The sequence below is a fragment of the Marinobacter koreensis genome, assembly GCF_023156285.1.
GTDB classification, from domain to species: domain Bacteria; phylum Pseudomonadota; class Gammaproteobacteria; order Pseudomonadales; family Oleiphilaceae; genus Marinobacter; species Marinobacter koreensis.
Genome location: NZ_JAKZAJ010000001.1, coordinates 677,493 through 699,010 on the forward strand (window position 1 = coordinate 677,493; position 21,518 = coordinate 699,010).

A 21,518-nucleotide genomic window follows, 5' to 3' on the forward strand; every position below is an offset into this window, starting at 1 on the left:
TTAGAAGGAAACTTTCGGTGCCTGGCGGGCTTCCGGAGACTCCAGTTGCAACTGGGCGGTTTCCTTGAACGCGAACATTCCGGCAATGATGTTGTTCGGGAATTTCTCCCGGAAGATGTTGTAGTTCATAACACCGTCGTTATACGCCTGCCGCGAGAACGCCACCCGGTTCTCGGTACTGGACAGCTCTTCCATCAGTTGCTGGATGGTTTCGTTGGCTTTCAGATCCGGGTAGTTTTCGGCCACCGCGTAAAAATTCGCGAGGGCTTTGGTCAGGAGGTTCTCAGCGCTGCCAAGACGCTGGATGCGAGTGCTGTCTCCGGGGTCCTTGGCCGCGTCCTTTTGTGCGCTGACAGCGTTGTTGCGCGCTTCCATCACCTGGGTGAGGGTGGATTTCTCATGAGTGAGATAGGCTTTGGCGGATTCGACCAGGTTCGGGATCAGGTCATGCCGTCTCTGCAGCTGGACGTCGATCTGGGCAAAGCCATTCTTGAACTCGTTTCGCAGCGAAACCAGTCGGTTGTAGATAAATACCAGGTATATAACGACAACGGCGATAACTGCCAGGCCGATTACGGTCGTGCCCATGGGTGCTCCTCTGGGTAGTGAATCAGGTGTTATTTTCCACGATCTGCTGGTGGAAGCGTTGAACGAAAGTCTCAAATTCATCCGCGGGCAGGGGCTTGCTGAAGAAGTACCCCTGGGCGAGTTTGCAGCCACGTTGTGACAGGTAGTATTCCTGTTCCTCCGTCTCCACGCCTTCGGCGACGACAGTCAGGTTGAGGCTGCGCCCAAGATCGATAATGGTGTTCGCAATCCGGGTGTCTTCCTCGTTAATGAGCAGATCCCGGATGAACTGTTTGTCGATTTTCAGGTGTTGCACCGGCATCTGCTTCAGGTACGTCAGAGAGGAGTAGCCAGTGCCGAAATCATCCACAGCAATGCTGATGCCGGCCCGATGGAGCGCGTGCAGTTTTTCGACCGCGTCGGACAGGTTGGTCATGAAGCTGGTTTCGGTGACCTCCAGCTCCAGCCGGCCCGCTGGAATATGGTGGCGCTCAAGCGTATTGAGAACATCCTCGACGATAGTGTCCTGTGCCAGTTGCACCGCAGAGAGGTTCACGGCCATCCTCAGGGGCTGACCATCCTTTGCCCAGCGGGCGACCTGCCAGCAGGCTTGATCCAGCACCCACTGACCGATGTCGACGATGGATCCGTTGGCTTCTGCCACCGGAATGAAGTGGTCCGGCGGAACCAGTCCACGCTCCGGGTGTTCCCACCGGATCAGTGCCTCTGCGCCAATCACCCGTTTGGTTTCCAGGTTGATTTGCGGCTGATAGACCAGGTGGAACTGGTGCTTGTCCAGCGCACTGTTGAGGTCCTTTTCCAGCAGCTTGCGGTCCCGGATCTCCTGGTCAATGCTGGCCACATAGAACTGGAAGTGGTTTTGGCCATGCTGCTTGGCCAGGGTCATAGTCTGTTCGGCACTCTGTAGCAGCCGGTCCGCCTCGGACGCATCGGAAGGATAGAGCGCGACGCCCATAGTGGCAGTCGTGGAAAACATCTGGCCATCAATCGAGACGGGCAGCTGGATGCAGCTGAGGATCCTGTCCGCTGAATCCGCTGCCTGGAAGCCGTCATTGAGCTCCTTCTCAAGCACTGCGAACTGATCGCTGCCAAGCCTGGCAAGCGCAAAACGGCCGGAGCCGAATTTGCTGGTCAGTCGATCGGCAATGGACTGGAGCACCTTGTCGCCAACCCGGAAACCGCTTTGTTCATTCAGTGATTTGAAATCGTCGATACCGACTACAGACAGGGCGAGTGAGTAGTTTCGATGCTGGGCCTCGTCGATGTTTCGCTGGAGAACCTCCATGAACGTGTCCCGGCTTGGTAGCCCCGTGAGCTGATCGTATTTCGACAGCCGGGATACCCGGTCTTCGGCTTCTTGATGCCGCTTCTGGCTGTCCGCAATGGCAACCAGGAGATTGTTGGTGGCATTGATCCACAAACCGAGCTCATCCCGTTTGTGGCCCTCCGGCATTGCAAGTAGCCGGTCATCCGGGTTCTCCGGGTCGACCTGCTTGACCGAGCGGACAATTCGCAGGAGAGGGCGAGTCAGTAGCAGGTGGAACACCACGTACAGAAGGACGCCGAGGATGAGGGCAGTTGCAATGACCGAACCAAATGTCACGGCGGACCGGTTGAGCCAGGTTTTGGCCGCGGGCGCGGTATCGTACTGGATATCCAGATAGCCGTAGATAGTGTTGGGTTCGCTTGGCCGTATCAGCGGTTGGCGGTATTCGCGCTCATGGCCGAAGATCGGATCGGTAAGGGGACGAAAGCCGGCCTCGGTCAGGGGGCTCCGGCGCTCGCCGAGGGTCTGCCCGTCCGGATGAGTAATCCGGGCCCTGTGAACGGCCGCCTTGGCAAACAGGCCATCAACGACCTGTTGGGCCAGTTCCGAATCGATGCTGAAAACGGCCTGGGTGGCGGCGTCCTGAACCATCGCAATGGTCTGTCGCGCGTCGCCATCGAGTTCATCGGACACCCTTTGGACATCAAGAGCGACTTGCACGGCACTCACCACCACGCCGGTGACCAGCGCAATGGCCAGTGTCCAGCCGAGGATGCGATATCCCAGGTGGTGTTCCGTTTCAAAGGAATGCGTCATTTCAGGCCGCTGTTCCGTATCCAGTGATCCGTGTGCGCGTATCCCGGGAGGGAGGCCCATGGCGCGCCAGCCAGATCAGTATGGTTTATTTTTAATGTTACTGCATTGAGTATCGGAGATTTTTTCAAAGATGTCCCGGCGCGCGTGTTTCAATTTGTTCGCTTTTCGTGCCCCATAGATACAAAAACGCCCGCGCTGGGCGGGCGTTTCGTCGGCAGCCTGGAAAGGCCGCCGCAAGAAGGCGATCAGGGATCGATCAGGCCAGGTTTTCGTTCACGAAATCCCAGTTGACCAGATTCCAGAAAGCTTCGAGGTAGTTCGGGCGGGAGTTCCGGTAGTCGATGTAGTAGGCGTGCTCCCAGACATCAACGGTCAGAACCGGCTTGTCCGCACCGGTCAGCGGTGTTTCGGCGTTGCTGGTGTTTGCGATAGCAACGCTGCCGTCGGCCTTCTTCACCAGCCAGGTCCAGCCAGAACCAAAGTTGTTGGCGGCCTTGTCGTTGAATTCCTTCTTGAAGTCCTCGAAAGAACCGAAGGCTTTCTCGATGGCTTCCTTGGCTGCGCCAGTGGGCTCGCCGCCACCGTTCGGGCTCAGGCAGTGCCAGTAGAAAGTGTGGTTCCAAACCTGGGCGGCGTTGTTGAACAGCGGGCCGCTGGAGCTCTTGATGATGTCTTCCAGAGACTTGTTGGCATTGTCAGTGCCTTCCACCAAGCCGTTCAGCTTGGTGACGTAGGTGTTGTGGTGCTTACCGTAATGGTATTCGAGTGTTTCCTGAGAGATGTGCGGTTCCAGTGCGTTTTTTTCGTAAGGCAGTGCGGGAAGTTCAAATGCCATGAGGTCGTTCTCCCTGTCTCTCTGTTTATGTGAATGTACGACTACGCAATATAGGGTCGATTTGAGTCAAATCAACCCCTTGGCGTTAAGGAACTTGTAAACTCGGGACAGCCCGGCAGAAACTGCGCGCAATTTCTTACCCGCCATACCAGCTCCTCGTAACTGTCGGCCAGAATGTTGATGTGCCCCAGCTTTCGTCCCGGGCGTTCGCCCTTGTTATAGAGATGGACATGGGCGTAGGGCAATTCAAGTATCCTGTCGATGTCGCCGTGTTCGCCAATGATGTTGATCATACAGCTTAGACCACGAGGCGCCACATTTCCCAGCGGGTGGCCACTGACCGCCCGGATATGATTTTCAAACTGGCTGGTCATCGCGCCTTCAATCGTCCAGTGTCCGGAATTATGGACCCTGGGTGCCATCTCATTCGCCACCAGCCCATCGTCGGTTTCGAAGAGCTCGAGAGTCAATACGCCGACGTAGTCCATTTCGTTCAGTAGAGCCCGGATATACCGTTCGGCGTCTTCCTGGATGTGTGGTGCCAGTGATGGGGCCGGGGCGATGGAATAGCGCAGTATGCCTTCGTGATGGGTGTTCTCCGCCATCGGGTAGAAGGCGACATCGCCGTCTTCGGCGCGCACCGCAATAATGGAGACTTCCCGGCTGAAGTTGACGAATTTTTCCACAATTACCCGCTGGTGGCCGATGCTCTCCCAGGCGCTTGTGGCCTCTTCAGGATCTTTCAGGACCGCCTGGCCCTTGCCGTCGTAGCCTTCCGTGATGGATTTGGCAACCACCGGGCAGCCCAGTTCTTCGGCAGCTGCTTTCAGGGATTCTGCGCTGTCGGCTACTTTCCACTGAGGGGTTGGAATGCCCAGTTGCCCGAAGAGGCTTTTCTCGGCTTCCCGGTTCTGGCAAACCTGCAGGGCGCGGGGGCAGGGGTGTACCGGCTTTTCTTTTGCCAGTGCCTCGGCAACCTCGACCGGGAGATGTTCAAATTCGTAGGTCACCCGATCTACCCTGGACAGGAAATCGTCCAGGTATTTGCCGTCCCGGTCGATGATCACTTCGCCAAGTCCGGCACTCGGACTGCCGGACATGTCGTAGAATACAAAGGTCTTGGCCAGCGGGTATCCGGCGAGGGCCAGCATGCGCCCGAGTTGGCCGGCGCCTAGTACACCAATTCTCATTTGTGTTCTCCTGCCATGGTATGGCCGTTTAGCATTTTAATCCTGAGTTCGGGAGTATGAGCGGGTTGGGGACCACTCAACCTGATCTTGTGCAAATCCGCCAGTTCGCACTGCAAGAGAATCTTTCAGCTTCATGGCTTCTGGCGATGATGTGCCCAGCTCTATCTCTGTGCGCCTATTATATGAAGTTCGGGGAGTCTTGGGGGTATCCTTTCCAAAACTGTAGAGGGCCAAGGATGGCCCGAAACAAGCGCACATGGATGTGCTCGTAGCGTGTTTTGGAAAGGATACCCCCAAGACTCCCTTCTCCCATGTTCAGGGCATCAGCCTTGCCTGAAGGATCTGGTCTTATTGCTCGCTTGGGTCTGGATTATCGAGGACTGTCTGTGTCTGGGTCGAGCGAAACTCTTCTACCGCTTTTCGGACGCTGTCGTCGGATGTGCTGATAATCTGTGCCGCCAGCAAGCCGGCATTGGTGGCGCCGGCCTTTCCGATGGCCAGTGTGCCGACCGCAACGCCGCCGGGCATCTGGACGATGGAAAGCAGAGAATCCAGTCCGTTGAGGGCCTTGGACTGGACCGGAACGCCCAACACGGGAACCGGTGTCTGGGATGCGATCATGCCCGGCAGATGTGCTGCGCCGCCTGCGCCCGCAATGATGACCTTCAGTCCGCGATCCGCAGCGGATTTGGCGTAGTCGAACAGCAGGTCCGGTGTACGGTGGGCGGAGACAACTTTGGTCTCATAGGGTACGCCAAGCTTGTCGAGCATGTTGGCGGCGTGTTCCATGGTGGGCCAGTCGGATTTCGAGCCCATGATGAGTCCTACAAGCGGCTGCATAAGCAACATCCTGAGATAATTGGAAAGCCGGCCATTGTATGTTTTGCCTACTTACCTTGCAAACCTCGGAGCCGCGTGGTCTGCATTTCATCTGTTTTATAACTGCATGTATTATCGCAGTCTGATATCCACGTCCAGGAGTAGTAATGGAACCCATCCGCCCAGACGATGATGAGTTACGAGCCGATGCGCCGATTGGTCGGTCCAGCGACAAGGTCCGGAAAGAAAAACGCCCAACACCATCGAAGCCGGGAAGGCCGGCTACGCCCGGGAAAAAGCAACCCGTAGCGGGGGCGAATAAGCGTGGCGGTGGTGCGATGCTCTGGCTGGTTGTGGTGTTGCTGGCAATCGTGGGTGCAGGCGGCTGGTACCTGCAGAACCAGCGTATCCAGGCGCTGGAGTCGCAGCTGGAGGAAGCTGACTACTGGGCCCGCCAAAGCAAGTTGGCGCTGGCCCGGTTCGAGGGGGAGCTTTCCCAGACCGGCGAAAATCTTCAGGAAAGGGGGGCATCGCTTTCGGAGCAGATTGCCTCGAACAAGAAGTCGGTTGCCTCTGCAAACAGTGAGATCCGGAAACTGTGGGTGCTCGCGAATGAGAAGAACAAGCCCCGTCTGGATGACCACGAGGAACGCCTGAAGTCTCTCAGCTCGGACCTGGCTTCCAGCAAAAAGTCGGTCGGGCAACTGGAGGCTTCGCTGGAACAGCTGCAATCCTCGCTGAAAGCCGATATCGCTGCGCTGGAAAAGCAGACCCAGACCTCGTTGGCCTCGGTTGAGGACAAGACCGGCCAGATCAACGCAACGGTTGCGGATCTGAAACAGCAGATGGCGGAGGTCGACCAGCGGGTCGATCAGCGTATCCGACGTTTTGAGCAGGAGCAGAAGCTGGGCATCGACGGCATGGAAAGTCGTATTTCTGCCCTCGAGAAGCAATCGAATGGTGTCGCAGAGGCGTCAATGGTGAAAGCCTTGAAGGGCGAACTGTCATCGCTGCAGAAGACGGTTGAAGCCATTGATGCGTCGCGCTCGCAGCTGACATCGCGACTGGTGCGCCTGTCCGACGAGGTTGATCGCCTCAAGGCACAGGTCGCCGGGAAGTAGGTCGACGCATGTCGCCGCAAGAGATGGCTCGCTTTGTAACGGTTTGTATTCATCTCTTGCGGTAGCTCTCAGTTCTGACGCCAGGCAGTTGTTATTATCGGCCCACTCGTACTGGGACGAAGAGTCAGAACAATGAGAAAGTCATTCTCCAATGCCTTGCCGCGAGGGATTGCCCCGGCCACCCGTCCCGGGTGGGCGGTAGCGCTGATGCTTGCCCTCTCGATGTCGGGATGCACGGTTTATCAGTCAATCGGCAAGAGTACGGGGTCTTTCCTGCATCCCGTATCCGGGCACGATTTCGTGCATATCCCCAACGATCAGTGGAATCAGAACAACGCGCTCCTGTATTTCTACCGCACGGATTCCCAGTGGGCGGCCGATGAACTGGAAGCGCCCAGCGTTTACATAGACGACGTACATTATTTCAACATCCGCAATGATAGCTACACGTGGCTGGAGGTCAGTCCCGGCGAACGGCACATCACCATGAGACGGCCGCTGCTGGGGCTCGAAGGTGTCAATTCATTCGCGCTCAGCAAAATTGCGGACGCCTCGCTCAAGGTGGAGCCCGGGCACATCTATTACCTCCGCTACAATGAGCTTTCGGAGCCCGAGGAGCCAAACCCTGCGCTCGATCCGGAAGACCCGCTGGCGCAGGGTGACCTGCAGCTGGTGACCCGTGATTACGCCATGCAGGCCGACGAACTCATTTCGACGCGTTTCCTGAACAGCGACATGCTGGCACCGAACCACGCCGCGGCGTCCATTGTCGAGGTGAATGAAGACAAGGATTACGAGAAAACCCTGGAATTCCTGCAGGAAGAACGTGAGCTTGAAATCCAGCGACTTGAGGCGGAGGGCAAGTACGAACCCGCGCCCTGGTATTGGCCATTCGGTGGCGGGCCGACGGTGCCGCTGGAAACTGACCGGAAAATCCGCGAGCTCAAGTCCAATTACGCCCAGCTCCAGAAAGAGCGAGAGCGGCGGGAAGAGGAAGAATCCGGCGGGTGGTGGATCTTCTGATCATTGGCCCGGGCGACGACTCGAGTGCGGCTTTGGCCAATTGTCGTAAAGGCAATCCCTGACTAAACTCTGCCCAGCCAAGTGGTGCAGGAAGCTGAGACAATGTCACGGAAAATCCAATCAGAACGTCAGGGGCGCGTGGAAAGGCTGACCGGAGATCTGATACCGAGGCTCACGGCGCGCCTCAGTGAGTGGCGCAGCCGTCTCGATGAGCTCAATGTGTCACTTGCCAGTCGCGCAATACCCGATGAACGACGGGCAAGGGTGAGTGAGCTGTCGCTACGGGAGAAAGCCGCCCGGGCGGGCCAGGTGAAGAGCGGATCGGAGCAGGATCAGGCGTGATTGTCTGATCAATAAATAGGCGGCCATGAGCCGAAAATTGTCCGATTTTTAATGGCTTGGGCATTTTTCGAGAAAATTTCCGTAAAAGGTTTGACACCGCCAACGAAATGCTTAAAATGCGCCTCTCACTTGCTTGAGAGAGCAAGCGTTTGAAAGCCTCTAGAAGGTCGGTTGGGGTGGTTAGCTCAGCTGGGAGAGCATCGCCCTTACAAGGCGAGGGTCGCAGGTTCGATCCCTGCACCACCCACCAATTCAGAGTCTTTCAGGCATCACCGGATCACCCCATCCGGTTTCAGGTTCCTGGCTTCAAAGCCGGAATTGATGCGGAGCGGTAGTTCAGTTGGTTAGAATACCGGCCTGTCACGCCGGGGGTCGCGGGTTCGAGTCCCGTCCGCTCCGCCATTTTTCCCGGGTGGTTAGCTCAGCTGGGAGAGCATCGCCCTTACAAGGCGAGGGTCGCAGGTTCGATCCCTGCACCACCCACCAGAATTCAAAAGAGGGCCGGTTTTTAACCGGCCCTCTTTTTTTGTGTCTGAAAAAAGGGGCGGTTGCCCGCCCCGTCGTTCCGGTTATTTCCCAATCAAGGATTGTCCGCACACCCGAACCACGTTGCCGTTGACGCCGCTGGAAGCAGGGCTGCAATACCAGGCAATGGCTTCGGCCACGTCGACCGGTTGGCCACCCTGAGAAAGGCTGTTCATGCGACGGCCCGCTTCACGGATAGTGATTGGCATGGCGGCCGTCATCTGGGTTTCGATGAAGCCCGGTGCAATGGCGTTGATGGTAATGCCATTTTTCAGCTGTTTTGCCATGGATTCGACATAACCGATGACACCGGCCTTGGCGGTGGAGTAATTGGTCTGGCCAAAGTTGCCGGCGATACCGCTGATGGAAGAGATGCAGACGATTCGCCCGTTCTGGCGCAGCAGCGCCCGCTTCATCAGTTCCTCATCGATGTGTTCTTCGGCAGACAGGTTAACCGCGATGGCCATGTCCCAGAAGTGCTCGGGCATGTTGCCGAGTGTTTTGTCCCGCGTGATCCCGGCGTTGTGGATCACCAGGTCGATACCACCAAAGTGCTCCTCGGCAAAATCGGCGATCAGCTTGGGCGCGCTTTCATCGGTGATGTCGCAGGCCAAGGCTTTGCCCTTGATGGAATCGGTGACTTTCTGGAGGTCTTCCATCGCGGGTGGAATGTCCAGCCCGATAACCGTTGCACCGTCACGGGCCAGGGTGCGCGCGATCGCTTCGCCGATACCCCGGGAAGCGCCGGTGACCAGAGCCACCTTGCCGGTGAGCGGCGCCACCGGGTTCGTGGCTGGTGCTTCGGTGCTCTTGCCAATGCGGACGACCTGACCATCAACATAGGCCGACCGTACCGAGAGGAAAAAGCGGACGCTGGAGTCCAGTTGTTCCTCGGCCCCTGGCGCCATTCGAATCAGGTTGGCGGTCGCGCCTTTCTTGCCAATCTCCTTGCCCACGGCCCGAACGAAGCCCTCAAGCGCCTGTTGGGCCGCTGCCTGAGGTGCCTTTCGGCAGCTCGCCGGATCCATCCCGATCACGAGAACACGCCCGTTTACGGCAAGCTTTTTAATGGTAGGGTGGAAGAAGTCGTAAAGCGCCCGCAGTCCCTCCGGCGTCTTGATGCCGGTGGCGTCAAAGACCAGGGCTGAAAATTTCTGGTTAATATCTCCGGTAATCTCCAGCGCTTTAGCCTTGTTTCCCGCTTTGGCGGAGTCGGCGAGCGTATCCGGACCTGAGGCGTGATGCAGGGTAGCGGCGCTCGCTCCGAGAGTAGCGCCAACAGTGGCGATGGCTCGGGCACCATCGGCGGCACCGACCAGGACATCACCTTCGATGAAGGGCTGGTCGGTACGCTTGAGGCGTTTCAGCGGAATCGGAGATGGCAGTCCCAGTGATTGGGCGGCGGTTTTACCCACCGGTGTATTGACGAATTTGAGATAGAGGTCAGACATGGGTTCTTCCTTGCGTTCACAATGAGTGTCAATTTGACCTACAGGGTAAAGAATCCTTTAGTTTTTGTATTGACTCAATGCCTATGGTCGATTGTCAGAGGCGCCAATGAGCAAGATTGTCTCGGCGCTAGACTGGCTGTGCTGATTTTTGAATGTCGGGAAGGGGGATTGGGAATACCTGTCCAAAACTGTGCGGAGCCATGGATGGCGGAGCTCAAGCGTCACATGGACGTGCCGCAAGGAGCGTGTTTTGGACAGGTATTCCCAATCCCCCTCGGCACGATTCCTTAATTCCACTCCCAAACAGGTAAAAATTATGGCACAGGCCCCGAAACGCACATCGAAAAAGTCATCCGCTAACAAGACTGATAATGGCATCCGTCGGGTCGCCGTTCTCGGCGGAAACCGCATTCCCTTCGCCAAATCCAACACTGCCTACAGCAAGATCAGTAACCAGGAGCTGCTGACCTCTGCGCTGCGCGGTCTGGTGGATCGGTTTGATCTCCAGGGCAAGCGAATGGGTGAGGTCGTGGCGGGTGCGGTCATCAAGCATTCCCGCGATTTCAACCTGACCCGGGAGTCTGTGCTCAGCTGCGGGCTGGCGCCGGAAACGTCGGCGTACGACATTCAGCAGGCGTGTGGTACCGGATTGGAGGCAGCGATCCTGGTGGCCAACAAGATTGCGCTTGGTCAGATTGAATGTGGTATTGCCGGCGGTACGGATACCACTTCAGATGCCCCCATTGGTGTTGGCGAGGGACTGCGGGAAATTCTGCTGGATCTGAACCGGGCGAAAACCACCAAAGAGCGACTGAGGATTCTCGGACGGTTCCGTCCCGGGCATCTGGTTCCGGAAATTCCGGAAAATGGCGAGCCCCGGACGGGCATGTCGATGGGCGAGCATTGTCAGGTAACGGCGAAGGAATGGGATATCCCTCGCGAAGACCAGGATGTGCTTGCCTGGGAGAGCCATCAGAAGCTGGCCAAAGCCTACGAGGAAGGCTTCTTCAGCGACCTGATGACACCGCTTGCCGGTCTGGAGAAGGACAACATTCTGCGTCCGGACACCACACTGGAAAAGCTGGCCACCCTGAAACCGGTGTTTGATCGGGAGCATGGCACGATGACGGCCGCCAACAGCACGGCGTTGACGGATGGCGCGTCCTGTGTACTTTTGGCCAGCGAGGACTGGGCCAGGGAGAATAACCTGGAAGTGAAAGCCTGGCTGACGTTCTCGGAAGTGGCCGCCGTCGATTTCGTCGACAAGAAAGAGGGCCTGCTGATGGCCCCGGCCTACGCGGTTCCGCGGATGCTGGAGCGGGCGGGGCTTACGCTGCAGGATTTCGATTTCTATGAAATCCACGAAGCGTTCGCCGCTCAGGTGCTCTCAACCCTGAAAGCATGGGAGAATCCGGCGTTCTGTAAAGAGCGGCTGGGGCTGGACGCGCCGCTGGGCAGCATTGATCGGGACAAGTTGAACGTCAAGGGCAGCAGCCTGGCGACCGGGCATCCCTTTGCAGCAACCGGCGGACGCATCGTGGCAACCCTGGCGAAGCTTCTGGAGGAAAAGGGAAGCGGTCGTGGGTTGATCTCGATTTGTGCCGCGGGCGGCCAGGGGGTTACTGCGATTCTGGAACGCTAAGTTTCTGGAATATCCTTTGACAGGTTACATTCCAGCCCGTATCATTCGCGCCACGTTGATCGGGGGTTCCCCGAAAGACAACCAGTTTTGATGCGGGGTGGAGCAGTCTGGTAGCTCGTCGGGCTCATAACCCGAAGGTCGTTGGTTCGAATCCAGCCCCCGCTACCACTATTGAAACAAAGCCCGCATTCGCGGGCTTTGTTGCTTTAGGCTTTCAGAAAAAAGGCAGATCAGTCGGGAACTGATCTGCCTTTTTTGTTTCCGTTGCCCCGCCCCGACATCAGCTGTCAGTTTCAGTTGGTAGCGGTATCCGAACCCTGGTCGGGACCTGTCGCGACCAATGACGCCGGATCCGTAGCGGCACGCATGAGCGCCAGTTGTTGGTGAACCTGGGACTTGAAGGACGCGAGGTCTTTCCTCGGTACACTGGCCGCCGTGGGAATGTCCGCGGTCAGCGGGTTGACGGGACGTCCTTTAACGTGGAATTCAAAATGCAGGTGAGGGCCAGTGGTGCGCCCGGTGTTGCCGGATAGTGCGATTTTCTCGCCCCGTTTCACCCGCTCGCCCCGCTTCACCATGATCTTGCTCAGATGCAGATAGCGTGTCTCGAAAGACCCGTTGTGGTCGATGTCGATGTACTTGCCGGCATAGGGATGGTTGCCAATACGGGTGACAACGCCATCGCCGGTACTCCGGACCGGTGTGCCGCTCGGAGTGGCCAGATCAACGCCATTATGCGGCGCGCGGCGGCCCGTAACGGGATGCAGTCGCTTCGGGTTGAAGGGTGACGATACCCGGAAATGGCGGGCTGTCGGCCAACGCAGGAACGCCGGCAGGATGCTTTCGCCGTTTTCGTCGTAATAATTGCCATCGTTGTACAGGAAAGCATTGTAGACGTGCTTGCCCCGGGAGAGTGATACCGCCTCGATGCGCATCTGTCCGGTCGCCTGATCCTCTTCCGTGATCTCGTGACCCAGCATAACGGCAAAGGTGTCTCCCGCTCGCAGGTCCCGCCGGAAATTGAGTTTGTTCTTTAGGAGGTGGCTCAGGCTGGCCACCTGCGCATCGCTCAGCCCGGCTTTCAGGCCGGAGGCGTAGAAACTGCCTCGTATCTCCCCGGTGAGAATCTGGGATTCCCAGTGGGTTTTGCTCTCCACCTGCTGGTGGATGAACGAGTCGTCGTCCTGTCGTACAAAGCTGACCTTGCGGGCCGGGTCCAGTTGCAGGTCCAGCGCCGTCAGCTGGTGTTCATCATTGTACCGGAAGGTAAGCACCTTACCGGGCATCAGGGTTTCGAGCGACAGATACTCTGAATCGGCCTCCAGAATGTGTTGGAGCAGGGCGGCGGGAATGCCCTTATCCTCAAAGATTTCGCTCAGGGTATCGCCCTTCTGGATTTCGTAATCGACCGCAAGCGGGCCTTTGGCGTCACCGTCGCTGTTGTCAGAGGACTGCGTTGTCCCGGTGGGAGAGTCATCGGAGACCAGGCTCTGGGGATCCAGCTTGAAGGTCGCCGGTGCCGGCACGGCGGTGGATTTGCCAGACACCCACATGCCCGCAAGCAGGACAAAGGCCATACTCACGGCAAGGGAAATTTTATGGGTGGGTGTTAAGCGACGTCGGGATTGCATGGGCTCGAATTTCCTGCACAAAGCGGTTCACATTCGAGCCCAAGGATAATGCTTTTTTGCGGACAGGTCATCCGGGGCCATCGGATTATGACGGTTCGGTAAAGCCGGCCAGACCCTTTTCTTCAAGCAGTTGAGCAAACCGGATCGTGGTCAGGTCGGCTCCCGGTGCGCCAATGGACTGGACATTGAACGGGAGTCCTTCGGCGGTCCGGCCAATGGGGATCGAGGTAGCCGGAAGCCCCAGCAGTGTTGCCAGTGCTATCCAGCAGAACTGGTCCATGTACGCCCGCGGCTGGCCGTTGACCTGAATGCGCCGCTTGAACACCGGTTGGCTGTGATCATGGCGGATCGCCACGGTCGGCGTGATTGGGGTGAGCAGGACATCGTACTCGTCGAACAGCCCGTCGATTTCCGCCCGCATCTTCTCCCGCATCTCGTTCCACAGTGCCCATTCGTGCACTTTCTGATTGACGCCGCGTCCGTATTCCCCGATGTGGGAGGTCACCGGCCCGAAGAGGTGAAGCCAGGGCTCCAGTCGGGCGATCCATTTCATCTGGCGTCTCTGCCCGGGTTTCAGGGAGGTGCTCAACAGTGTACCCAGCAGGTTGAAATAGGCGGGCAGGACGTGCTCCATGTCGAGCAGTGGGTGTCTGGCCTCCGACACCAGTGCGCCTTGCGTTTCCAGATGTTTGCCCAGTTCCCGGTAGGCTTCGGTCAGCTCTCGATCCACGGGGCAGTGGCGGTCCTCCAGCCACAGGCCCACCCGTGTCTGCTCCAGGGAATGGATTCTTGTGGGTTCCATGGCCAGGTCCCAGCTGCGGTCATCCGCCGGGCGGGGGCCGGCAATGACATTCAGCAGCAACTCAAGGTCTGCGGCGGTCCGCGCCATGGGGCCCGCCTCGACCAGATCCGGGCGAGACTGGGTGCCGGGCGGCCCCGGGATGTGACCACGGAAGGAGATCAGGGCCCGTGTCGGTTTGTGCCCGAACACGCCGCAGAAATGCGCGGGAGTCCGTATGGAACCGGCCAGATCGCTGCCCACCTCCAATGGTGTGAAACCGGCGGCCAGTGCCGCTGCGGCGCCGCCAGACGAGCCGCCGGGTGTCCGTTGTGGATCGTAGGGGTTGCGGGTGGTGCCGAACAGTTTGTTGTAGCTCTGCAGGTCCGTGGCATAAAGCGGAACATTGGTTTTGCCCAGGATAATGGCGCCGGCATCCTCCAGTCGCTGAACCACGTCGGCGTGTCGATCCGGTCGGTGCTGTTCCAGCACGGGAGCACCGGCAGTGCAGGTCATGCCGGCCACCTCCCAGGTATCTTTCAGTGTCAGTGGCAGGCCGTGCAGGGGGCCCCGGATCTGGTTGGCCCGGCGTTCCTGGTCAGCCTTGCGGGCCTGTTCCAGTACAGCCTGTTCGTCGAGTGCCACCACCGCATTGATGGCCGGATTGAGTTCCCGGATACGGGCCAGCAAGGATGTGGCCAGGGCTTCACTGGTCAGCTCCCCCTGTTCCATTTGTCGGAGAAGCTGGTGCGCAGGCTGGTAGTGCAATGCGTTCATCGGAGATCCTTGTTGTTGTGATTCGGGCGTCCGTTGTCAGGGCAATTGTGCCCGCCAATGCTTGACGCGGACCTGTCCCTTGATGGCATCGATAATTTCGATAATCAGCTCGATCAAAGCCTGGTTCTGGGAGTCATCGGCCGCCACACCTTCCGGCGTTGGCAGGAAGACATTGACGATATCTTCAATAAAGGCATGGTTCGAGGCGGAGGCCAGATCTTCGAGAATCTGGTGAATGACGTTGGCCACGATATCGCCGACCGCTCCCTCCAGCGTTTCCTGGATGGTTGAACCCACAACCGGAAGATATTTCAATCTGGACAGTTCCAGGTTCTGTTTCAGGGCATGGTCGACGCGGTTTTCAAGGTAGTGCCGTAGCGCACCCCGGTTGGGGACATAGCCTTCCTGGGCCGCCTCGGCAACGCGGCGGGATATCCAGTCCGAGAGCATGCCCCGCCTCGGATAGAGAATATCCTGCTGGATGTGGTCGAACAGGGGTGAGCCACGACGCACCTCCTCCTGCACCCCGGTCAGGACCTTCAGGACGATCCGGTCCGACAGCTCCTCCATGAAGGCTTCGTAGTAGAAGTTGAAGAACTGGTAGATGCGGGTGCTGGTAATATCGATGATCCGGTACTGGTGGAGCCGGTAGACAATTGAAATGACCCGCAGGATACGCAGAAAGCGCAGGCTGCCAACGGGGATGCAGCCCACCAGGTCGTACCAGTGGATGAACGGGTAGAAGTACCAGCGGTCATAGATGCTGGCCTTGATGGCGTATCCCCAGCGAATGAAGAACTCGGTGAGGAAGATGCCGACAAAAATCAGATCGTAAAAAATGAAGCGTTCATGAATCGGATGGTAGGCCGACTGCAGCGCAGGCAGGTGCTGCTGCAACAGGTGCTGCACAGCCACGAAACCATAGATCGAGTCCCAGATGATAAAGGCGAGGTTCAGAATCAGCAGGCCGAGCATCAGAAAATCGATGATGAACCAGACGAGCTGATGACTGGATTTCAGGTTTTCCCGGTTAATCTGCAACATGAAACGGCCAACCAATCCTGCATGGGGTCTCTAAGTGTCTGACAGGTTAGCGTATTTGCCTACGCAGCACGACCTGTTTGCTCGCCATGGATTAACTTGACCCTCTGGCGCTAAAATTCCAGTCTTGATCCGTTCCCATCCGGTCCCGTGAGCGGAAAACGACCAAGCGGAGTCCATTTATCAAGCCGACCCTGACACGCGCCTTATTTCGACCGCTCCTGCTGCTTTGGTTGATGGCTCCGGCCATGGGCCTGGCCCAGCAGGTAGAGGTGCAGGTCGAAGGCGACCACCCCGAGCTGGTATCCAACGTCGAGGCCTTCATCGGCGAGGTGGACGGACGCAGTGAGGATAACCTGAGACGGTATGCACCGACTGCGGTCGGTCAGGCCAAAGAGGCGCTGAGAGCACTCGGGTATTATCGACCGACGATTACCTGGGACATCGTTGCCAGTGATTCGGAGGCACTGGCTCGCCTCGCTCTGAAAATCTCGCCGGGTGAGCCGGTCAAGATTACTTCCCGCAACGTGACCATCGAGGGGCCTGCCGGAGACGACCCGGACTTTACCGACGCCATTCCGCAGTCACCGTCGGTTGGTGAGGTTCTCGATCACGGAGCCTACTCCAATCTCAAAGATACGATCCGCAGTCGCGCCCGGAAACTGGGCTATTTCGATGGCCAGTTTCTGTCCCATACGCTGAAGGTGAATCCCGAAGAAAAAAGTGCGCAAATTCGCCTGGTGTTCCAGTCCGGTCAACGCTACCGTTTGGGAGAGGTCACCTTCGCCGACGATCACTATTTTGAAACGTCGCTGCTGGAGGACTTTGTGACCTTCGAACCGGGTACACCCTACGACGCGGATATCATTGCCCGGTTAAGCCGAAACCTGTCCAGCAGTGGCTATTTTTCGGGCGTGGATATCGACGCATCGCCAAACCAGGCAGTTGATCGGGAGATTCCCGTCCGGGTAACGCTCACGCGCCGCGATCCGCGCTCCGTGGCGGCGGGTGTCGGCTTCTCCACCGATGTCGGCCCCCGCTTCCGAGGCACCTGGCGGGAGCACTGGATCAACCCGATGGGGCACAAACGCGGGGCTGAGACGGAACTTTCCAAACCGCGCCAGAATCTGACCACGTGGTACGAGCTGCCGCTGGACCCTCCGATGACGGACTCCATTCGTCTGACCGCTGGTTACCAGGGTGAGGACATTGAAAACATCGCGTCGGACCGTCTTACCCTGGGGCAGCAATGGCAGCATCAACTGGACAGTGGCTGGCTGCAGGTGCTGTCGTTACGCTGGGAAGGGGAACGCTACGATATCGATGGTGCCGATACCGGCAAAAGCAGCCTGTTGCTACCGGGTGCCAGTTACACGAAGCTGCATCAGGACTCGGCGCTGGACCCGTCGCAGGGGTATCGCCTGCAGTTCGATGTATCCGGGTCCCACCGGGCCGTGCTATCCGACGTGGATATCCTTCACGTATACACGCAGATGAAGGGGCTTTACACACTGGCGGGCAGGCATCGCTTTCTGGCCCGTTTCCAGTTTGGTGGTGTCGCCACCAACCGGTTCGAGGACGTGCCGCCGTCCCTGCGCTTCTTCGCCGGTGGCGACCAGAGTGTCCGGGGTTATGGTTACCAGACGCTGTCTCCCGAGAATGACGACGGAGTTCCGGTCGGCGGGCGTTACCTGCTGGTGGGCAGTGGCGAGTACCAGTACGAGTTTGCCGATCGTTGGCGGGCAGCGGTGTTTGTTGATCATGGTAATGCAATTAACGACTTACTCGATCCGCTCGCAACCGGGGTTGGGGTCGGTATACGCTGGATCAGTCCCGTAGGGCCCCTTCGGCTGGACTTTGCCAAGGGTCTGAATTCCGAGCTCGGGGGCGATTGGCGTATTCACTTCTCGATGGGGCCGGAGCTGTGACAGACGAAAAACGGCCAGAGCCGGCGTCCGAAACAACCGAGCGCAGACATCCCTTGCGCTGGATTGTTCTGGTGCCCGGGCTGCTTGCCCTGATTCTGGTGTTGCTGGTGGCCGGTATTCTGTTGGCCCTGCGCTCGGAGACCGGAACGACCTGGGTGATTCAGCAGGTGCCGGGACTGTCCGTTCAGTCCGGTCGCGGGAGCTTGCTGGGAAACTGGCAGGCGCGGCATCTCCACTGGCAGGGTTACGGCATTACCCTGGATCTTGTGGCGCCCAGGATCGACTGGTCGCCCTCCTGCCTGCTGCAGAAGCAAGTTTGCCTCGACACCCTTCATGCCGACAGGATCACCGTGACGACCGCTCCCTCGGACAGCGATCAGGGGGCTTCAGCAGGTCTGCAGCTGCCAACACTCGATATACCCGTCTCGATCCGCCTGGCCGATGTCCAGTTGGGGCCGTTCGAGTTGAATCAATCCCGGATCTGGGACCGTTTCGAACTGGAGGGCGCGGGCTCGGGTGCGGACTGGTCACTCGGGCGTGTTTCGTACAGGTTGGCAGATTATGCCGTGACCGCCAGTGGTCAAATCACCACGCGTGGGGACTGGCCGGTAGACCTGGACGTCCAGGCCTCCCTCCCGCCGCCGGAGGGCGACCGTTGGCTGGTTAACCTGCAGTTGGCCGGAAGTGTGCGGTCGCTGAGGGTGAATGGAACCAGCAAGGGCTATCTAAGTGCATCGCTGGCCGGTCAGGTCTCTCCCCTGGACCCGGCTTTGCCGGCACAGCTGACCGTGCGGTCGGACCAATTCAGAGGGTTATCGAGCCTGCCCTCCACGCTGGCCTTTTCCGATATACGGATTGAAGCGAAAGGGTCCCTGCAAAACGGATTTCAGACTCACGGACAGGCCACGCTGCCTGGCACGGCCGGGCCGGTGGATCTGGCTTTATCCGGTCTGTTGACGACTGCCGGCGCCCGGGATACCACACTGAAACTCTCCGGCCGAGGGCCCTCCGCCGGAACCGTTCGGCTTCAGGGCAGTGTGCACTGGCTGGAGGGAATCCGTGCGCAGGCAGACCTGACGATGGAGCACTTCCCCTGGTATACGCTGATCCCCGAGATGGCCGAGCCGGCCATTGAACTGAAGACCCTGACCGGCCAGCTGTCGCTTGAGGGTCGGGAATACCAGGCAACCTTGCACGCCAGCACGGACGGTCCCCAGGGGGCCGCTGACATCGACACCTCTTTGAACGGAGACTTTCAGTCCGTAACGGTGTCGGAGCTCAAGCTCTCCAGCGAAGCCGGTTCACTGACCGGCCAGGGCAAAGTGGGCTTCGACGGGCCGCTGACCTGGAACGCGGCGTTGGATCTCAGTGGATTCAATCCTGGTACCTGGTTCCCCATGCTCGAAGCCAGTCTGAATGGCCAGGTTCGCAGTGAAGGTTCATGGCATTCGGGCGCTATCCCCGAAATGACGGCCAACTGGAATCTGCAGGGGACCTGGCGTACCCACGATACCCGGGCTACCGGAAATGTTGATACCCGCAGTGGGCGGTGGTTGCTGTCTGATTTCGAACTTCTCGTTGGGAACAATCGGGTGTCTGGCAGCGGCGCATGGGGCGACCAGATCGAGGGTGATCTCTCTCTGGACGCCCCATCACCAGAGCAGTTACTGGCTGGCCTGGAGGGTCAGCTCCAGGGGCAGATACACCTGGGTGGAACCCGGGCAGATCCGACGGGCAACCTCTCCCTCAAAGGCCAGGAACTGGCCTGGCAGGGGAAAGTCGCCCTGGATGACCTTGATGCAACGGCATCGTTGGCCGAAGGCCAGCGACTGACCGCAGAGCTGAAGGGAAAAGGCCTGGCCGCCGGCGGACAACGGATCGATACGGTGACTCTGAACGCCACGGGTACGGAGGGGGCTCACACGCTAAAGGTGGACCTTCAGCAGGACGACGCCACTGTTGCTCTTTCCTTCTCTGGCGGATTTGAATCCGGATGGTCCCAGTGGCAGGGGCGGCTCGCCAGTGGCCGTATTGATATCGCCAGCCAGAACCAGCAATGGCTATTGCAGTCTCCCGCGTCGCTGTCATGGCAGGGTGGCAAACAGGTCCGGTTCGGTGCCCATTGCTGGGCCTGGCAACAGAGTTCGGTGTGCGCGGAGGAGCAGCAGCTCTGGCCGCAACCGGATATCGCTTACCGGATCGAGCGTTTTCCGGCGAGTGCGCTGTCTCCGCTTCTGCCAGAGACGCTGCGCTGGGAGTCGGAATTGAATGGACAGGTCGCACTGACCCTGTCGGACGCCGGACCCAGGGGGCATATCCGTGTCGACGCGGGCAGTGGCAAGTTTGAGGTGCTGGTGGATGGCGACTGGCAGAGTCTTGGCTATCAGACCTTCGTCACCGAGCTGAATCTCGAACCGGACGTGGCCAGGCTGGCGGTCAATCTCTCCGGAAAAGGCCTTGGAGACCTAAACCTGGACCTGTCCGTCGACCCGTCCAGTCCGGACCGCGAGATCGATGGCAAGTTCAGTCTTGCAGGTCTGGACGTGGCAGTGGCGGGCGTGTTCACTCGTTTCAAGGAGGTTGCCGGCGAGATCAATGGGCAGGGCCGATTGTCAGGGGCTCTGATGAATCCCGAAGTGACTGGTCAGTTGGCATTAACCGATGGCCGGGTGATGGATCCCTCGCTGCCCGTCCCGATGGAAAGCATCGTCATGCAGGTGGATCTCAAAGGTCATTCGGCGGATATCAGTGGGCGGATCCGGAGCAACGCCCGGAGTGACACGATTCTTGACGGTTCGCTGGATTGGACCGACGGCTGGAAAGGTCGGGTTGCGGTGAAGGGCTCAAGGGTTCCGTTGAATATTGAGCCCTACGCTCACCTGGAGGTTGGGCCGGATCTGGCCATCGAGTTCAGTCAGGGAAGGCTGAGTGTGTCCGGCGACATCTCGGTGCCCCGGGGCAGTATCGAGATCCAGTCCCTGCCTGACCAGGCCGTTCAGGTATCGGATGACGAGGTGGTGGTCGGTGTCGAAACGGAAAAGCCCGCGATTCGGAGCATGAACATGAATGTGACCGTACGGGTTGGTGCGGATGAGGTCAGCTTCAGCGCCTTCGGTATCACCGGCAATCTCGAGGGAACGCTGCGGATCGGGAACGATATGGATACGCGGGGCACTCTTCAGTTGGTGAAGGGGCATTACGAGGCCTACGGCCAGGAACTTGAGCTCCGACAGGCGCGGTTGCTTTTCGTCGGTAACCTGACGCAACCCTACCTGGATGTCGAGGCGATTCGGGAGGTTGGGTCGGTGACTGCCGGATTGCGTCTGAGCGGTCCGGTTCGTTCACCATCGACCGAGGTGTTTTCAACGCCCGACATGCCTCAGACCGACGCCCTGTCTTACCTGATTCTCGGACGTGCGCCCCAGAGCCAGGGTGACCGGGGACAGATGAACCGGGCGGCACTCTCCCTGGGCCTCACCCAGGCGAGCAAGCTGACCGGCAAAGTCGGGGAGGAGCTGGGTATCCGCAACCTGGCACTGGAGGCGGAGGGCACAGGGGAGCAGACGTCCGTTGTCGCCAGTGGTTACCTGACCGATGATCTCAGTGTGCGATACGGGGTCGGAATCTTTCAGCCGATCACCACCTTTGCCCTGCGATACGACCTGGGCAAGTACTTCTACCTTGAAGCGGCCAGTGGACTGGCCGCCTCGCTCGATATCTTCTATACCCGGGATTTCTGATTTG

At 58.7% G+C, this 21,518-nt stretch carries 15 protein-coding genes and 4 tRNA genes; 10 read left to right on the forward strand and 9 right to left on the reverse strand.

Annotated features, from left to right (window positions below):
- The 5 genes from MLD04_RS03195 to purE all read right to left on the reverse strand — a co-directional run bounded on the left by MLD04_RS03195 (position 1) and on the right by purE (position 5,536).
- A complete protein-coding gene (locus MLD04_RS03195) occupies positions 1-588 on the reverse strand; it encodes a LemA family protein (protein ID WP_248154708.1) in 588 nt (195 codons plus the stop codon).
- Positions 589-610: 22 nt separating this feature from the next.
- Positions 611-2,671, reverse strand: coding sequence for a putative bifunctional diguanylate cyclase/phosphodiesterase (locus MLD04_RS03200; RefSeq protein WP_248154710.1), 2,061 nt, complete (start codon positions 2,669-2,671; stop codon positions 611-613).
- Positions 2,672-2,927: 256 nt separating this feature from the next.
- Entirely contained in the window at positions 2,928-3,506 is a 579-nt protein-coding gene (gene sodB / locus MLD04_RS03205) for a superoxide dismutase [Fe] (RefSeq protein WP_248154712.1), read from the reverse strand.
- Positions 3,507-3,577: 71 nt separating this feature from the next.
- Positions 3,578-4,696 carry a 5-(carboxyamino)imidazole ribonucleotide synthase gene (locus tag MLD04_RS03210; protein ID WP_248154714.1) on the reverse strand — a complete coding sequence of 373 codons (1,119 nt, stop codon included), beginning with the start codon at positions 4,694-4,696 and terminating at the stop codon, positions 3,578-3,580.
- 348 nt (positions 4,697-5,044) lie between these two features.
- Positions 5,045-5,536 carry a 5-(carboxyamino)imidazole ribonucleotide mutase gene (gene purE / locus MLD04_RS03215; protein WP_248154716.1) on the reverse strand — a complete coding sequence of 164 codons (492 nt, stop codon included), beginning with the start codon at positions 5,534-5,536 and terminating at the stop codon, positions 5,045-5,047.
- A gap of 146 nt (positions 5,537-5,682) precedes the next feature.
- On the opposite strand from purE, the gene MLD04_RS03220 reads away from it, so the two are divergent.
- From MLD04_RS03220 to MLD04_RS03245, 6 genes are all read left to right on the forward strand, one after another.
- Positions 5,683-6,636: a hypothetical protein gene (locus MLD04_RS03220; RefSeq protein ID WP_248154718.1), complete on the forward strand. Its 954-nt coding sequence runs from the start codon at positions 5,683-5,685 to the stop codon at positions 6,634-6,636.
- A 207-nt stretch (positions 6,637-6,843) separates the two neighbouring features.
- Positions 6,844-7,659 (forward strand): DUF2846 domain-containing protein, encoded by an 816-nt coding sequence (locus MLD04_RS03225; protein WP_379883600.1) that lies wholly within the window; start codon positions 6,844-6,846, stop codon positions 7,657-7,659.
- 102 nt (positions 7,660-7,761) lie between these two features.
- Positions 7,762-8,001 carry a hypothetical protein gene (locus MLD04_RS03230; protein WP_248154722.1) on the forward strand — a complete coding sequence of 80 codons (240 nt, stop codon included), beginning with the start codon at positions 7,762-7,764 and terminating at the stop codon, positions 7,999-8,001.
- Between the two features lie 174 nt (positions 8,002-8,175).
- Positions 8,176-8,251, forward strand: a tRNA-Val gene (locus MLD04_RS03235).
- A gap of 75 nt (positions 8,252-8,326) precedes the next feature.
- Positions 8,327-8,403: transfer RNA gene (locus MLD04_RS03240), tRNA-Asp, on the forward strand.
- Positions 8,404-8,411: 8 nt separating this feature from the next.
- Positions 8,412-8,487: transfer RNA gene (locus MLD04_RS03245), tRNA-Val, on the forward strand.
- Positions 8,488-8,570: 83 nt separating this feature from the next.
- On the opposite strand, the gene MLD04_RS03250 is transcribed toward MLD04_RS03245, so the two are convergent.
- Positions 8,571-9,977 (reverse strand): 3-oxoacyl-ACP reductase, encoded by a 1,407-nt coding sequence (locus MLD04_RS03250; RefSeq protein ID WP_248154724.1) that lies wholly within the window; start codon positions 9,975-9,977, stop codon positions 8,571-8,573.
- 316 nt (positions 9,978-10,293) lie between these two features.
- Here MLD04_RS03250 and MLD04_RS03255 point away from each other — a divergent pair, with 316 nt between their 5' ends.
- Positions 10,294-11,619, forward strand: coding sequence for an acetyl-CoA C-acetyltransferase (locus MLD04_RS03255; protein WP_248154726.1), 1,326 nt, complete (start codon positions 10,294-10,296; stop codon positions 11,617-11,619).
- Positions 11,620-11,710: 91 nt separating this feature from the next.
- Positions 11,711-11,787, forward strand: a tRNA-Met gene (locus MLD04_RS03260).
- 125 nt (positions 11,788-11,912) lie between these two features.
- Here MLD04_RS03260 and MLD04_RS03265 read toward each other — a convergent pair.
- The 3 genes from MLD04_RS03265 to MLD04_RS03275 all read right to left on the reverse strand — a co-directional run bounded on the left by MLD04_RS03265 (position 11,913) and on the right by MLD04_RS03275 (position 15,849).
- Complete coding sequence (locus MLD04_RS03265) at positions 11,913-13,250, reverse strand: peptidoglycan DD-metalloendopeptidase family protein (protein WP_248154728.1); 1,338 nt, start codon at positions 13,248-13,250, stop codon at positions 11,913-11,915.
- Positions 13,251-13,335: 85 nt separating this feature from the next.
- Complete coding sequence (locus MLD04_RS03270) at positions 13,336-14,805, reverse strand: amidase (protein ID WP_248154730.1); 1,470 nt, start codon at positions 14,803-14,805, stop codon at positions 13,336-13,338.
- A 36-nt stretch (positions 14,806-14,841) separates the two neighbouring features.
- Positions 14,842-15,849, reverse strand: coding sequence for a hypothetical protein (locus MLD04_RS03275; RefSeq protein ID WP_248154732.1), 1,008 nt, complete (start codon positions 15,847-15,849; stop codon positions 14,842-14,844).
- Positions 15,850-16,094: 245 nt separating this feature from the next.
- Here MLD04_RS03275 and MLD04_RS03280 point away from each other — a divergent pair, with 245 nt between their 5' ends.
- Both MLD04_RS03280 and MLD04_RS03285 read left to right on the forward strand, forming a co-directional pair.
- Positions 16,095-17,774, forward strand: a complete 1,680-nt coding sequence (locus tag MLD04_RS03280; RefSeq protein ID WP_248154734.1) for an autotransporter assembly complex protein TamA — start codon at positions 16,095-16,097, stop codon at positions 17,772-17,774.
- A complete protein-coding gene (locus MLD04_RS03285) occupies positions 17,771-21,514 on the forward strand; it encodes a translocation/assembly module TamB domain-containing protein (RefSeq protein ID WP_248154736.1) in 3,744 nt (1,247 codons plus the stop codon). Before MLD04_RS03280 ends, MLD04_RS03285 begins: the two co-directional genes overlap by 4 nt.
- Positions 21,515-21,518: the final 4 nt, after the last annotated feature.